This window comes from Candidatus Polarisedimenticolaceae bacterium (genome assembly GCA_036275915.1).
GTDB lineage: Bacteria > Acidobacteriota > Polarisedimenticolia > Polarisedimenticolales > DASRJG01 > DASRJG01.
Genome location: DASUCV010000004.1, coordinates 323,938 through 338,107 on the forward strand (window position 1 = coordinate 323,938; position 14,170 = coordinate 338,107).

At 70.9% G+C, this 14,170-nt stretch carries 13 protein-coding genes; 8 read left to right on the top strand and 5 right to left on the bottom strand.

Annotation, left to right across the window (positions count from 1 at the left end; all coding sequences use genetic code 11):
• Genes asnS through holB form a run of 6 tightly spaced genes read left to right on the top strand, consistent with a single transcriptional unit; the run spans window position 1 to window position 6,012 of the window.
• Window positions 1-1,329: an asparagine--tRNA ligase gene (asnS, locus tag VFV19_03620; GenBank protein ID HEX4823377.1), complete on the top strand. Its 1,329-nt coding sequence runs from the start codon at window positions 1-3 to the stop codon at window positions 1,327-1,329.
• Complete coding sequence (gene rimO / locus VFV19_03625) at window positions 1,326-2,729, top strand: 30S ribosomal protein S12 methylthiotransferase RimO (GenBank protein HEX4823378.1); 1,404 nt, start codon at window positions 1,326-1,328, stop codon at window positions 2,727-2,729. The genes asnS and rimO overlap by 4 nt, the downstream gene beginning before the upstream one ends.
• Complete coding sequence (locus VFV19_03630) at window positions 2,719-3,210, top strand: phosphatidylglycerophosphatase A (GenBank protein HEX4823379.1); 492 nt, start codon at window positions 2,719-2,721, stop codon at window positions 3,208-3,210. Before rimO ends, VFV19_03630 begins: the two co-directional genes overlap by 11 nt.
• Window positions 3,207-4,148, top strand: a complete 942-nt coding sequence (locus VFV19_03635; GenBank protein ID HEX4823380.1) for a bifunctional riboflavin kinase/FAD synthetase — start codon at window positions 3,207-3,209, stop codon at window positions 4,146-4,148. Before VFV19_03630 ends, VFV19_03635 begins: the two co-directional genes overlap by 4 nt.
• 5 nt (window positions 4,149-4,153) lie before the next feature.
• Window positions 4,154-4,948, top strand: coding sequence for a dTMP kinase (gene tmk / locus VFV19_03640; protein HEX4823381.1), 795 nt, complete (start codon window positions 4,154-4,156; stop codon window positions 4,946-4,948).
• Window positions 4,945-6,012, top strand: coding sequence for a DNA polymerase III subunit delta' (holB, locus tag VFV19_03645; GenBank protein ID HEX4823382.1), 1,068 nt, complete (start codon window positions 4,945-4,947; stop codon window positions 6,010-6,012). The genes tmk and holB overlap by 4 nt, the downstream gene beginning before the upstream one ends.
• Here holB and VFV19_03650 read toward each other — a convergent pair.
• Window positions 6,009-7,256, bottom strand: a complete 1,248-nt coding sequence (locus VFV19_03650; GenBank protein HEX4823383.1) for a class I SAM-dependent RNA methyltransferase — start codon at window positions 7,254-7,256, stop codon at window positions 6,009-6,011. The two genes, holB and VFV19_03650, sit on opposite strands and share 4 nt — an antisense overlap.
• A 582-nt stretch (window positions 7,257-7,838) precedes the next feature.
• Window positions 7,839-9,014, bottom strand: coding sequence for a chorismate synthase (gene aroC / locus VFV19_03655; protein HEX4823384.1), 1,176 nt, complete (start codon window positions 9,012-9,014; stop codon window positions 7,839-7,841).
• 47 nt (window positions 9,015-9,061) lie between these two features.
• On the opposite strand from aroC, the gene VFV19_03660 reads away from it, so the two are divergent.
• Together VFV19_03660 and tsaE are read left to right on the top strand one after the other, a co-directional pair.
• The gene (locus VFV19_03660; GenBank protein ID HEX4823385.1) at window positions 9,062-10,642 is read left to right on the top strand and encodes an NAD(P)H-hydrate dehydratase; all 1,581 of its coding nucleotides are present in this window, start codon (window positions 9,062-9,064) and stop codon (window positions 10,640-10,642) included.
• On the top strand, window positions 10,624-11,151 hold the full coding sequence (gene tsaE, locus VFV19_03665; protein HEX4823386.1) for a tRNA (adenosine(37)-N6)-threonylcarbamoyltransferase complex ATPase subunit type 1 TsaE: 528 nt from the start codon (window positions 10,624-10,626) through the stop codon (window positions 11,149-11,151). Before VFV19_03660 ends, tsaE begins: the two co-directional genes overlap by 19 nt.
• Before the next feature lie 7 nt (window positions 11,152-11,158).
• On the opposite strand, the gene guaB is transcribed toward tsaE, so the two are convergent.
• From guaB to VFV19_03680, 3 genes are all read right to left on the bottom strand, one after another.
• Window positions 11,159-12,622 carry an IMP dehydrogenase gene (gene guaB / locus VFV19_03670; protein HEX4823387.1) on the bottom strand — a complete coding sequence of 488 codons (1,464 nt, stop codon included), beginning with the start codon at window positions 12,620-12,622 and terminating at the stop codon, window positions 11,159-11,161.
• A 65-nt stretch (window positions 12,623-12,687) separates the two neighbouring features.
• A complete protein-coding gene (locus VFV19_03675) occupies window positions 12,688-13,662 on the bottom strand; it encodes an SPFH domain-containing protein (GenBank protein ID HEX4823388.1) in 975 nt (324 codons plus the stop codon).
• A gap of 9 nt (window positions 13,663-13,671) precedes the next feature.
• A complete protein-coding gene (locus VFV19_03680) occupies window positions 13,672-14,157 on the bottom strand; it encodes a hypothetical protein (protein ID HEX4823389.1) in 486 nt (161 codons plus the stop codon).
• Window positions 14,158-14,170: the final 13 nt, after the last annotated feature.

A 14,170-nucleotide genomic window follows, 5' to 3' on the forward strand; every position in this document is an offset into this window, starting at 1 on the left:
ATGACACGCGACTGGGTTTACGTCTCCGAGCTCGGAGACCACGTCGGGGAGACCGTCACCCTCAAGGGCTGGGTCTACCAGAAGCGCTCGTCGGGGAAGATCCGCTTCCTCGTGCTTCGCGACGGAACCGGCTATCTGCAGTGCGTCGCCGGCGTGAAGGACGTCTCGCCCGAGACGTTCGAGTCGCTCGATCGCGTGACCGCGGAGTCGTCCGTCGAGATCTCGGGCACGGTGCGCAAGGACGACCGCGCGCCCGGCGGGTTCGAGCTCGGCCTCCAGGCCCTCACGATCCTCCACCTCGCGGCGGAGTACCCGATCCAGCCGAAGGAGCACGGCGTCGAGTTCCTCTTCGACCACCGGCACCTCTACCTGCGCTCGAAGACCCCGCACGCCGTCCTGCGCCTGCGCAACGAGATCGTGCAGGGCTGCCGCGACTTCTTCTACGACCGCGACTTCGTCCTCATCGACTCGCCGATCCTGACGCCCAACGCGTGCGAGGGAACGTCCACGCTCTTCGAGACGCCGTACTTCGACGAGAAGGCTTATCTCACGCAGTCGGGGCAGCTCTACCTCGAGCCGGCGTGCATGGCGTTCGGCCGCGTCTACTGCTTCGGCCCGACGTTCCGCGCCGAGAAGTCGAAGACACGCCGCCACCTCACCGAGTTCTGGATGATCGAGCCGGAGGTGGCGTTCCTGGAGTTCCCCGGCCTCCTCGAGCTGGCCGAGGAGTTCATCTCCTACGTCGTCGGCCGCGCGCTCGACCGCTGCAAGGAAGAGCTGAAGGTCTTGGAGCGCGATACGCACCTTCTCGAGAAGGTCGTGCCGCCGTTCCCGCGGCTCCGCTACGACGACGCGGCGAAGATCCTGACCACGGACGAGTCGCAGCGGAAGATGGCCGAGACCGGTGCGCCGGCGTTCGCGTACGGGAACGATTTCGGCGCCTTCGACGAGACGCTGCTCACGCAACGTTTCGAGACGCCGGTCATGGTCACGCACTGGCCGGCGGCGATCAAATCGTTCTACATGCAGCCGGCGCCCGACGATCCCACGAAGGCCTTGGGCGTCGACGTCTTGGCACCGGAAGGCTACGGCGAGATCATCGGCGGCAGCCAGCGCATTCACGATCACGACCTGCTCCTCGAGCGCATCAAGTCCCACGATCTCCCGGTCGCCGCGTTCCAGTGGTACCTCGACATCCGGAAGTACGGCACGGTGCCTCACTCAGGGTTCGGGATGGGCATCGAGCGCTGCGTCACCTGGATCACCGGGCTCCAGCATCTGCGCGAGGCGATCCCCTACCCGCGCCAGATCAACCGCATCTACCCGTGACGCGCACGAAGGTCGGCGTCGTCAGCCTCGGGTGCTCGAAGAACCTGGTCGACACCGAGGTGATGCTCGGCCATCTCGACGCCGCCGGCTGCGAGACCGTGCTCACCCCGGACGACGCCGACGTCCTCGTCATCAACACCTGCGGCTTCATCGAGGCCGCGCGCGAGGAATCGATCCAGGCGATCCTCGAGGCCGCGCGCCTGAAGAAGGCGGGGAAGGTTCGCCGGGTCGTCGTCGCCGGCTGTATGGTCCAGCGCTACCGCGAAGAATTGGCGAAGGAGCTTGCGGGGGACGTCGACGCGCTCCTCGGATTGGACGAGCTGCAGGGAATCGTCGAGGCGGTCGGACTCTCGGCGGCGCCTCGCAGCGACCTGCCGATCCTCGGCGTCACCACGGTGACCCCGTCGAAGTTCCTGTACTCGGCGGAGACTCCCCGTCGCCGCGCCACACCCCCGTGGACCGCGTTCGTCAAGATCGCCGAGGGGTGCGATCACACCTGCTCGTTCTGCGCCATCCCGGCGTTCCGCGGCACGTTCCGGTCGCGTCCGATCGACGACGTCGTCGCCGAGGCGGCGGCGCTCTCCCGCGCCGGCGCGCGCGAGATCAACCTGATCGCGCAGGACTCGAGCCATTACGGCCGCGACCGCGGCGCCGGGCCCGAGCTTCCGGACCTGCTGCGGCGTCTCGACGCGGTGCCGGAGCTCCGGTGGATCCGCGTCCACTACCTGTATCCGAACACGGTGACGGACCGCCTCGTCGAAGCGATGGCGACCCTTCCGCACGTCGCCCCGTACGTCGATATTCCGCTCCAGCACGCGCATCCCGACACGCTCAAGCGGATGCGCCGCGGAGGATCCTCGGACTCGCACCTCGAGCTCCTCGCGCGATTCCGCGCCGCGATGCCCGCAGCCGCGCTCCGGAGCACCTTCATCGTCGGCTTCCCGGGCGAGACCGAGGCGGAGTTCGAGGCGCTCCTCGCGTTCGTCGCGGCGGCGCGGTTCGATCATCTCGGCGTCTTCACGTACTCGCACGAGACCTCGACCTCGGCGTACGCGCTCGCCGACGACGTCCCGGCCGAGGTGAAGGAGGAGCGGCGCGCGCGCCTCATGGCGCTCCAGCAGTCGATCGCCTTCGAGGTGCTCGCGCGACGGATCGGAGCGACGGCCGAGGTGCTCGTCGAGGGCGCGCACCCCGACACCGACGATCTCCTCGTCGGCCGCCTCGCGACGCAGGCGCCGGACGTCGATGGACAGGTGATCATCAACGACGGCTTCGTCGTCGATGCCGACGCCGGGGACATCCGCCTCGCCGCGCACGCGCGCCCAGGCGCGTTCGCACGCGTCCTGCTGACGGAGACCGCCGGGTACGACCTCGTCGGGAGGATCGTCGGTGCCGCGTGAGGCACCGGCCCGCGACCGGATCGCTCTCGCGCTCGCGACCGGCCTCGGCATCGGCTATGCGTCGGTCGCTCCCGGAACGTGGGGCTCGCTCCCCGGCGTCGCCCTCGCGGCGCTCCTCACCCGGTGGGCGGGCGGTTGGGCGGTCCTGGGCGGCGCCACCGTGGTTGCGGCCGTCGGTCTCTGGGCGGCCGATCGCGCCGCCCGCCGCCTCGGCGAGACCGATCCCGGCCAGGTGGTCGTCGACGAGATCGCGGGCCAGATGGTGACGCTCGCCTTTCTTCCGTGCACCGCTCGCGTGCTCGTTGCAGGTTTTTTCGTCTTTCGAGCGCTCGACGTCTGGAAGCCGTGGCCCGCGAACCGCCTCGAGGCGCTCCCCGGCGGCTCGGGTATCATGGCCGACGATCTCATGGCGGGACTCTACGGGAACCTGCTGCTCCACTTGATCGCCCACTGGCAGCCCGGATGGTTGGGGGCCCTGTGAACGTCTGGAACGCGCTCGACGCCTTTCCGACAGGCCGCGAGCCCCTCGTGGCCACGATCGGGAACTTCGACGGCGTGCACCTCGGCCATCAAGCGATCCTCGTCAGCGTCACGACCGCCGCCCGGGCGCGCTCCGCACCGTCGCTCGTGATCACCTTCGATCCGCATCCGCTCGCCGTCGTCTCCCCCGGACGCCGGCCCAAGCTCCTGCAGACGCGCCGGCAGAAGCTCGAGACCCTCGAGAGCTGCGGCGTCGACGGCGTGCTCCTGCTCCCGTTCGACAGGGAGCTCGCCGCGCTCGACGGAGAGGCGTTCTTCGGGGCGTACCTGTCCGAGCGCCTGCGCTTCGCCGCGATCCACGTCGGCCGCAACTTCCGCTTCGGACGGGCGCGCGGAGGGGACCTCCACGTGCTCGAGACGATCGGCCGCGAACGCGGCTTCACCGTCGTCGGCGTGCCCCACGTCGAGATCGAGGGCGAGGTCGTGTCGTCGTCGGCGATCCGCGCCGCGGTCGAGGCGGGAGAGGTCGAGCGCGCGCGCGCCATGCTCGGGCGGCCGTACCCCGTCACCGGTATCGTCGTCCGCGGTGACGGACGCGGGCGCCTGCTCGAGTTCCCGACCGCGAATCTCGCCGTCGACAACGAGCTGATCCCCCGCCGAGGCGTCTACGTCACGGAGACCTCGGCGTTCGCGACGCGGTTCCCGTCGATCACGAACGTCGGTGTCCGGCCCACCTTCGGCGGCAGCACGCTCACGGTGGAGTCCCATCTCCTCGACGTCGACGAGGATCTCTACGACGAGCGGCTCGAGGTGCGCTTCCTCGCGCGGCTCCGCGACGAGAAGAAATTCGCCGGCGTCGCCGAGCTCGCCGATCAGATCGCCCGCGACCGCGCCGCCGCGCTCTCGTTCTTCTCCGGCCTCTCCCTCGCCCGGCGGTGAACCGGGTGCCGCCGCACGACGGAATCTTCGACTTCGACGCCGACGACGAGCGGACAGGCTCGGCGGGCGCCGGCGCCGAGCCGGCGTTCACGCCCGCGACGCAAGCGGACCCGCGTGCCATCGCATCGGCCGGGCGGCGAGGGTTCTTCGTCACGTTCGAAGGCATCGAGGGCTCGGGGAAATCCACGCAGATCGAGCGTCTGGCCGAGCGCCTCCGCGCGGCGGGCGAGCCGGTCGTCGTCACGCGGGAGCCGGGCGGCTCGCCGCTCGGCCGGCGGCTGCGCACGCTCCTGCTTGCCGAGGGGACGGGCACGATCGACGCGCTCGCGGAGCTCCTGCTCTACGTGGCCGACCGGGCCCAGCACCTGCGCGAGGTCGTCGAGCCGGCGCTCGCCCAGGGCACGCACGTCCTCTGCGACCGGTTCGCCGACGCGACGCTCGCGTACCAGGGGTTCGCGCGCGGCATCGACCTCGATCTGATCCGGTTGCTCCACCGCACGCCGCCGCTCGATCGCAAGCCCGACCGCACCGTCCTCCTCGATCTCGATCCGGACATCGGCCTCGCCCGCGCGCGGAAGAGGAACGATGATCTCGGCGTCGGAGGCAGCGAGGGACGGTTCGAGAACGAGGCGCTCGCCTTCCACGAGCGCGTGCGCAACGGCTATCTCTGCCTCGCGGAGGCCGAGCCGTTCCGCTTCCGGATCGTCGCGGCCGAGGGAGCCGCCGATCGAGTGGAAGCGCGCATCGCCGACCTGCTCTCCGACCTGTTCCCCGGCCTCGACGAGGAAGAGCCCTCGTGATCTTCCCGGAGATCCTCGGCGCCGCGTCCCCGCGCGAGGTGCTCGCGCGCATGCTCCTGTCCGGCCGCGTCCCCCACGCCCTCCTCTTCCACGGCCCCGAGGGTGTCGGCAAACGGACGGTGGCCGAGCGGTTCGCGGTCTCGCTCCTGTGCGAGTCGCCGGGCGAAGACGGCGCCGCCTGCGGACGCTGCGCCGCTTGCCGGAAGGCCGGGCACGGGAACCACCCGGACCTCCTCGTCACGACGCGCCTCCCCAAGGCGGCCGCCAAGGAGGCCGCGGCCGACGGCGACGACGAGCCCGAGACCGGCGAGGGGGGCGACCTTCGCGCCTGGATCGTCGTCGAGCAGATCCGCGCCCTCACCGAGCACGCCGCGTACGCGCCCCGCGAGGCGCGGTCGCGTGTCTTCCTCGTCGATCCGGCCGATCGCATGAACCCGGCCGCGCAGAACGCGCTCTTGAAGACGCTCGAAGAGCCTCCCGGACGCGCGGTGATCATCCTCGTCGCGTCCCGTCCGCACGTGCTCTTCCCCACCGTGCGCTCGCGTTGCTTTCAGCTCGGCTTCCCGGCGATGGCACCCGCGGCGCTTGCCTCGGCGCTCGCCGCCCGCGGCATGCCGCCGGTCGAAGCAGGTGCGCGCGCGGCGCTCGCCGAGGGCCGGCCGGGACGCGCGCTGACCCTGGACCTCACGGCGGCGGCGGAGCGGCGCGATGCGGTCCTCGCCATGCTCGAGTCGCTCACCGCCTCCCGCGATGGGCTCGCCGGCATGCCTTCCTTCGTCGACGGGCTCGTCGGCGAGGAGGAAGCGACGATGCTCGAGGGGCTCGAGCTCGTGGAGGCGCTCCTGCGCGACGCGGCACGTCTGGCGTCCGGGTCGAGATCGGTGCTCCACACCGACGTGGCCTCGCGTCTCGCGCGCCTCGGCGGCACGCTGGGTTTCGCGCGTGCGGCCGAGCTGTCGACGCTCGCCGATCGCTTGCGCTCCGATCTGCGGTTCAACGTGAACAAGACCCTGCTCGCGGAGACGCTGCTCGCCGCCGTCGCGGGAGGCCCGGTCCCCGCCTAGCGCGTCAGCCAAGCGACGGCCTCGACGTGCGCCGTCTGCGGAAAGAGATCGAACGGGGTCACCCGCAGGAGCCTGTAGCCCGCGCGCGCGAGGCCGAGGACGTCGCGCGCGAGCGTCGCGGGATCGCACGACACCAGCGCGATCCGGCCCGGTGCGAGCCGCGCGATCCCCTGCGCGACGCCGCGGCCGAAGCCCGTGCGCGGAGGATCGGCGACGAGGAGATCGGCCGCCGGCGCCGTCTCGAGGAATTCACCCGCATCGCCGCGCACGAATCGGGCGCTCGCAACGCCGGCCCTCTCGGCCGCATCTCGACCGCACTGCACCGCGGCCGCATCCGCTTCGACGATCGTCACGTGCGCGCCTCGCCGGGCGAGCGCAAGCCCGAACCCGCCGACGCCCCCGTAGAGCTCGACGACCGAGGCGACTCCCGCCGACGCATCGAGCAGATGACGTCCGAGCAGATCGGCGGCGCGCGGATGCACCTGGAGGAAGGTGCCGGCGGGAACCCGGAAGGACGTCCCGAGGATCGTCTCCTCGATCCACGGCCGGCCGGCGAGCGTGATCGTCGATGCCCCGCCGCGGCGCCCGGGCGCCGCCTTGAGGGCGACGACGCCGGTCAATCCCCGCTCGCGAGCCATGGCGTCCCGGGCGAACGCCGAGAGCGTCGCCGCGGGCGAGGCGCCTCCGAAGAATGCGATGAGCCGATCCGCACCCGACGTCGACGCGCGGAACGCCACGCGCTCCGGCGGCGCTGCCCTCCGATCGTCGAGGAAGAATGCCCGGACGAGATCGACGAGCGGACCGAGGCGCGGATCGGCGATGGCGCAGGCGGGCACGTCGACGACACTCGCATCGCCGGCGGAGTGGTAGCCGAAGACCCGCCGATCGGATGCATCCCGGCCGAACACCATCTCGATCTTGCCTCGGTAGCCGAGCCATGGGCGCGGCGCCTCGATCGGATCCACCGGGGGGTCTTCGATCTTCGCGATCCGCTCGAGCGCGTCGACCACGAAACGCCGCTTGGCCTCCCGCTGATCGTCCTCGCCGACCGGCATGAGCGGGCATCCGCCGCAGCTCTCCTGCACGGGGCACGGGGTCGCACGCCGGGCCGGCGAGGGCAAGGAGATCGACCGGGCGATCGCCTCGACGAATCGGCCGCGGTCCCGCCGGATCTCGGCCTGGACCGTGTCGCCCGGAACGGCGCCCGCGACGAGCACGACGCGCCCCTCGTGACGAGCGATCACCCGGCCCCCGGCCGCCCATCGGTCGGGAACGACCTCGATGACCCCCAGGTTTTGGGCCTCTGACTCCGTAGGACGCGACATCTGGTATTTTCTTGTTGACACGTCCGGTGTGTGCGGTTAAGGTCGGGGCGCGTTCGGCACGGCTGTCTTGGATGGAGTGGCAATGAAGGCGTCTTCGGACGTTGCTCGCTCTCCCCGGCGGAGGGTCATCCCAAATCGACTCGACCCGCCAATATCCATCTTCCGGTCCCGCGATCCTCGGGCCCGGGAGGTCGGCCAATGTGTACCCACCCCTGGTATCTCGACCCGTGCCTGGGAATCCCGATACCGGGGAGAGCGAGCAACGCCCGAGGAATTCTACACCGCCTGATCTCTGATTCCGTCCAACCGTCTTTCCGCAGAATCAGTCCTCTAAAAGTCAGAATGCGTCCACATCGGGTGCTTTACGCCCCCAGGGGTCAAGCGTACATCTTTCGGCGGTCCCTGGGTTTCGGGGGAGGCCAGTGGACCTCTTGGGGGCCGCGGGGCGCTGGGCGAACCGGGGGGTAATCGCAGGCGCTTCCGCGGCTCCGTCTTTCCGGATCAGTAGGCGCGAAGCCGGGCCTCGTAGGCGTCGAGATTGGCTCGCAGCTCCGCCACCGAATCCCCTCCCAGCTTCTCCAGCAGCGCATCGGCGAGGACGATGGCGAGCATCGCTTCACCCACGACGCCCGCCGCGACGATCGGAATGGTGTCCGTGCGCTCGACGTCGGCGACGAACGCTTCCTTCGTGACGAGATCGGCCGAGGGGAGCGCGCGCGGGATCGTGGCGAGCGGCTTGAGCCAAGCGGTGAGCCGGACCGGCTCCCCGTTCGTGATCCCCCCTTCGATGCCGCCCGCGCGGTTCGTCCCGCGGGCAAAGCGCCGTCCCACGGCGTCGTAGGCGATCGCGTCGTGCGCGGCCCGCCCGCCGCCGGCGGCGACCTCGATTCCTCCGCCGATCGAGACCGCCTTCACGGCCTGGATCGACAACACGGCACCGCCGAGGCGGGCGTCGAGGCGCCGGTCCCAGTGCACGTGGCTGCCGAGCCCCGGCGGCACCCCGCGCGCGATGATCTCGAACGATCCGCCGACCGAATCGCCCGCGCGCCGGGCGTCGTCGACCGCCCGGATCATCGCCTCGATCGTCGCAGTGCGCGGCGATCGCATCGGCAGGTCGTCGGCGAGCGCGAACACGGCGTCGAGATCGTCGCCCTCGTCCGGTGCCGCGACAGCGGCGCCGACGGCGAGCGTCCGGCTCGTGACGTGAATGCGCGCCGTGTCGAGCAGGGCCTTCGCGAGCGCACCCGCGGCGACACGGGCCGCTGTCTCGCGCGCGCTCGCTCGCTCGAGGATGTCGCGCGCGTCGTACGTTCCGTATTTCAAGGCCCCGGCGAGATCCGCGTGGCCGGGACGCGGCCGCGTGATCGCACGCGCGGCGCCGCCTTCGGGTGGCGCGCCTTCGGTCGCCATGACCTCGGACCAGTTCGCGTGGTCACGATTGCGAATGAGGAGACTCACCGGCGACCCGAGCGTGCGCCCGTGCCGGACGCCGCCCAAGAGCTCGACCGTGTCCGACTCGATCGCCATGCGTCCACCGCGTCCGTAGCCGCCCATGCGGCGCCTGAGCTCGCGATCGATCGCCGCGCGCGCGACGGGCACGCCCGAAGGGAGTCCTTCGACGATCGTGGTGAGCGCGGGGCCATGCGACTCGCCGGCGGTGAGGAAGCGGAACGGCATGGCGTGCGACGTTACCACGCCCGCCGCGCGCTGATATCGTGAGGCCGATGGAGATCTTGACCGGATCGCAGATGCGCCGGGTCGACGCCCGGGCGATCGAAGAGCGCGGCATCCCCTCGATCGAGCTCATGGAAGCGGCGGGCGGAGGGGTCGCCCGCGCCATGCTCGAGGAGATCCCGGGACTGAGAGAGCGGCGGGTGGTCGTGCTCTGCGGAAGGGGAAACAACGGCGGCGACGGGCTCGTGGCCGCGCGGCACCTCGCAGCGGCGGGCGTCCCCGTCGAGATCGTCCTCCTGGCGACCGCCGACGCGTTGAAGGGCGACGCCGCCGAGAACGCCCGCCGAGCGCGCGCCGCGGGCCTCGCCGTGCGTGAGATTCCCGACGAGGCGGCATGGAAGGGGGCGGCGCTCGACGCGGGCCCGGCGGACGTCGTCGTCGACGCCATCTTGGGAACCGGCGTGACGGGAGGGGCGCGGGGCCTCGCGGCCGTCGTCATCGAAGCGTCCGGCGCGTGGCCCGCGACCTTCGTGTCGATCGACCTGCCGTCGGGCGCCGACGCCGACTCCGGAGAACTCCCCGGCCCCGTGCTGCGCGCCCATCGCACCTACACGCTCTGCCGTCCCAAGCTCTGCGTCGTCCTCGAGCCGGTCGCGAGCCACGCGGGACCGTTCCGCGTGATCGACATCGGGATTCCCGGCGACGCGATCGGCGCGGAGAGATCCGATCTCTCGTGGATCGACGCGGAAGCGGCCGCAGCGCTTCTCCCTCCCCGCCCACGGGGCGCTCACAAGGGGACGATGGGGCATCTCCTCGTAGCCGCCGGGTCCCGTGGAAAGTCCGGAGCCGCGTCGCTCGTCGCCGAGGCGGCCTTGCGCTCGGGGGTGGGACTCGTCACCGCCGCGGTGCCGCGCGGCGTCCAGGACGTCGTCGCCGCCTCGCGAGCCGAGGTGATGACCGAGGGCCTCGCGGAAACGCGCGCGGGAACCCTCGCCGCGCCGGCGGCGGCCGTTCTCCTCCGCCTGTCGTCGAGCTGCTCCGCCCTCGCCCTCGGGCCGGGGCTCGGCCTCGCGAGCGCGGCCGGAGCGGTCGTCCGCACCGTTCTGGCGCGGCGCGCGCTACCCATGGTTCTCGACGCCGACGGCCTCAATGCGATCGCCGGGCGGCGCTCCCCGGCGCCGAAGCACGCGCTCGTCGTCACCCCGCACCCCGGTGAGGCGGCGCGTCTCCTGCGGACGACCGCGGCCGCGATCCAGAGCGATCGTCTCGGCTCGGCGCGACGGCTCGCCGCCCTGACGGGCGGGATCGCCGTCCTCAAGGGGCGCCGCTCGATCGTCGCGAGACCGGAGGGTGGCGCGGCGTTCATCGCGAGCGGCAACCCGGGCATGGCGACCGGAGGGAGCGGGGATGCCCTGACGGGGGTCATCGGAGCTCTCCTGGCCCGTCGCATGGAGCCGTTCGACGCGGCGGTCCTCGGGACGTACGTTCATGGCGCGGCAGGCGATTTCGCCGCCGCGCGGCTCGGCGAGGAAGGAATGCTCGCCGGCGACATCATCGCCTCCCTTCCGGAGGCCTGGCGTGCGCTGGCGGCGGTGCGGGACGAGGGGCGGCGGTGGACACGAGGGGTGTGAGGAGCAAGCCGAAGGCGGGGCCGCAAGGCGCGGCCTCCTCGGCGCCGGGCTCGCGAACGGTCTTCTCGCTCAGCGAGGAGGAGACGCTCGATCTGGGGCGAGGGGTCGGCCGCTCCCTCAAGGGCGGCGAGCTGCTGCTCCTCGAAGGCGACCTCGGCTACGGCAAGACCGTCTTCGCGCGCGGCGTCGCGACCGCGCTCGGCATCCCGCCGGAAGAGGTCACGTCGCCGTCGTACACGCTCGTCCACGAGTACAAGGGCGGGCGCGTGCCCGTCTTCCACCTCGACCTCTACCGCCTCGACGAGAACGACGAGCAGGCGGGCGGTTTCGGCGTCGAGGAGATCCTCGCCGCGGGCGGGGTCGTGCTCGTCGAGTGGGGCGAGAAGCTGCCGCCGTTCTTGAAGCGCGGGGCGACGACGATCCGCTTCCATGACGTCGGCGAGGGCTCGCGACGGATCGAGATCGTCGCCGAGCCGAAGACCGTGCCGCGCCCGCGCGGGGACGCCTGATCGCGCGTCAGTCCAGGCGGTAGTTCGGCGCTTCCTTCGTGATGATGACGTCGTGGGCGTGGGACTCCCGCAGGCCCGCCGAGGTGATGCGCACGAACCGCGCGTCGCGACGGAGCGCGTCGATGTCGCGGCAGCCGGTGTAGCCCATTCCGGCGCGCAGGCCACCGACGAGCTGACCGACGAGCCCCGCGAGCGGGCCCTTGTAGGGGACGCGGCCCTCGATCCCCTCGGGGACGAGTTTGCGCTCGTCGAACTCGTCCTGAAAGTAGCGATCGGACGAGCCGCGCTTCATCGCGCCGAGGCTCCCCATCCCGCGGTACTCCTTGAACGTGCGGCCCTGGAAGAGCACCGTCTCGCCGGGCGCCTCCTCGGTGCCGGCAAAGAGGCTTCCGATCATCACGGCGTTGGCACCGGCCGCCAAAGCCTTGACCACGTCTCCCGAGAACTTGATGCCGCCGTCGGCGATGAGCGGCACGCCGGCCTTCTCGCACGCTTGCGAGGCCTCGGCGATCGCGCTGATCTGAGGGACTCCCGCGCCGGTGACGATCCGCGTGGTGCAGATGCTCCCGGGTCCGACGCCGACCTTGACCGCGTCGACGCCGCGCTCGACGAGAGCCCGGGCGCCGACGCCGGTCGCGACGTTACCGCCGACGAGCTGGATTCCCGGGTGCGCCTCGCGGAGGCGCCCGACCATCGCGAGCACGCCTTCGCTGTGTCCGTGCGCGGTGTCGACGACGAGGACGTCGACGCGCGCCTCGACGAGCGCGGCCGCGCGCTCGAGCGTGTCCTTCGCGATGCCGAGGGCGGCTCCGACCCGGAGGCGTCCCAGCTCGTCCTTGCAGGCGTTCGGGAACTTGATCTGCTTCTGGATGTCCTTGACCGTGATGAGGCCGACGACGCGCCCCGCTTGATCGACGACGGGCAGCTTCTCGATGCGGTGCTTGTGGAGGAGCTCCTTCGCCTGCTCGAGCGTCGTGCCCTTCGGCACGGTCACGAGATTCTCGCTCGTCATCAGCTCGCGGATCGGCAGATCGTTCTGCGTGCAGAAGCGGAGGTCGCGATTCGTCAAGATCCCGACGAGGCGTCCGGCGTCGTCGACGACCGGAAGTCCCGAAATACGATAGCGGCTCATCGCCTCGAGCGCCTCGAAGACGCGCTGGTGGGGCCGCATCGTGACCGGATCGACGATCATCCCGGACTCGGAGCGCTTGACCTTGTCGATCTCGCTCGCCTGATCCTCGATCGAGAGGTTCTTGTGGATGATCCCGACGCCGCCCTCCTGCGCGATCGCGACGGCGAGGCGTGACTCCGTCACGGTATCCATCGCGGAGGAGACGAGCGGAACGTTGAGGGTGATCGTCCGCGTCAAGCGGGTCTTGATGTCGACCTCGCTCGGAAGGACTCTCGAGTGCGCGGGAACGAGGAGAACGTCGTCGAAGGTGAGGGCGTCCGCAATCGGGGTCGTGAGCAACGGTGCCTCCCTCCCCCTGGATCCGCTCGCCGGCCGGGAGAGCGGATTCTAGCAGGCGCGCAAAATCAGCCGCGCTTGGTGCCGCACCCCGCGCAGAACTTCGCGCCCTCGGCGAACGCAGCACCGCAGTTCGGACAGAACTTCGCGGTCGCCGCGGCGGTCGCGACGCCGCCCTGCGACGCCCCCGACGGAGACCCCGCGAGCGCGTCCTTCATCATGCCGGCCATCGTGAGTCCCAATCCCGCGCCGACCCCGAGGCCGACGCCGCTCGCGGCGGCTCCGCCCTCACCCGAAGGGTTCTTCGCCGCGTCGCCGAGCGCCTGCGCCGCCTTGAAGCGCATGTACGCCGCCTGGTCGCCGACCGCGGCCATGCCGGTGCGCTCGTCGATGACACGCTGAACCTCGTCCGGAGGCGTGATCGCGCCGACGAAGAAGTCGGTCATCTCGAGGCCGTACTTGGCGAAGTCTCCCGCGACACGTCCCTTGAGCCCCTCTCCCAGCTCGTCGTAGTGCTGCGGCAGGTCGAAGATCGTCTTGAGCGTGGTACCCAAGACGTCGTTCAAGCGCGCGACGATGACGTCGCGAAGGTAACCCTCGACCGCGTCGGTCGTGTAACGGCCCTGGCTTCCCACGATCTGGTTGACGAAGAGCTGCGGATCGGTCACGCGGATCGCGAAAGCACCGTTGGCGCGCAGACGGACCATCGCGAGCTCGGAGTCCCGGAAGACGACCGGCTCACGCGTCCCCCACTTCATGCCGGTGAACACCTTCTTCGCGACGAAGTAGACGTCGGCACGGAACGGCGACGTGCCGCCGAAGGGAATCGAAAGCAGCCGCGTCAGGAGCGGGACGTTCGCGGTCGTGAGCGTGTGACGTCCGGCGGAGAACGTGTCGAGCGCCTTACCGTCGCGGAAGAAGACCGCCCACTGGTTCTCCGAGACCACGAGCTGCGCGCCGAGCTTGAGCTCGCCGCCGGCGGCGAACCGCCACACGATCTCGCTTCCCGAATCGTCCTTCCACTCGATGACTTCGATGGCCATGGGTCCTCCCTACGTGGTCGGCTTCTCTAAGACCTCGCGCCGCCTCACGATCCGCTCGTCCAGGGCGGCGGCCGCGTCCGCGAGCGCCGCGAGGCCGGCGGTGTCGGCGGCTCGCAGCTTGTCGGACAGCGCGACGACGTCGTCGACGAGTGCGGCGTCGTACGCGTAGATCTGGTCGAGCTCAGCTTCCTTGATCTTGAGCTGGTCGAAGACGCCGCTGTAGCCGTAGTCGGCGTAGCGCAGCGACGACACCGACTTCTGGAGCGCCCGGTCGAGGCGGCCGATCGCGTCGAGCGCCGCGAGCTCGCCCGCGTCCATCGCCTTGTTGCGCAGCGTCTGGAGCGCCGCGCGCCCGCCGTCGAGCCGGCCCGCCAGGAAATCGCGCAGGCGGCGGTCGGTCTCGCGCCGCGCCTCGCGCTCGCGGTAGCCGGCGATGCCCGGGATGTGGCTCGCGATGCGCTCGAGGAAGTTTTTCTCGGAAACCGGCATCGTCATGGCGTCACCTCGA

Coding starts and splice junctions, on each gene's coding strand:
- VFV19_03680 (HEX4823389.1), bottom strand. CDS start 14,157: ATGACGATGCCGGTTTCCGAGAAAAACTTCCTCGAGCGCATCGCGAGC.
- VFV19_03675 (HEX4823388.1), bottom strand. CDS start 13,662: ATGGCCATCGAAGTCATCGAGTGGAAGGACGATTCGGGAAGCGAGATC.
- VFV19_03660 (HEX4823385.1), top strand. CDS start 9,062: ATGGAGATCTTGACCGGATCGCAGATGCGCCGGGTCGACGCCCGGGCG.
- aroC (HEX4823384.1), bottom strand. CDS start 9,014: ATGCCGTTCCGCTTCCTCACCGCCGGCGAGTCGCATGGCCCCGCGCTC.
- asnS (HEX4823377.1), top strand. CDS start 1: ATGACACGCGACTGGGTTTACGTCTCCGAGCTCGGAGACCACGTCGGG.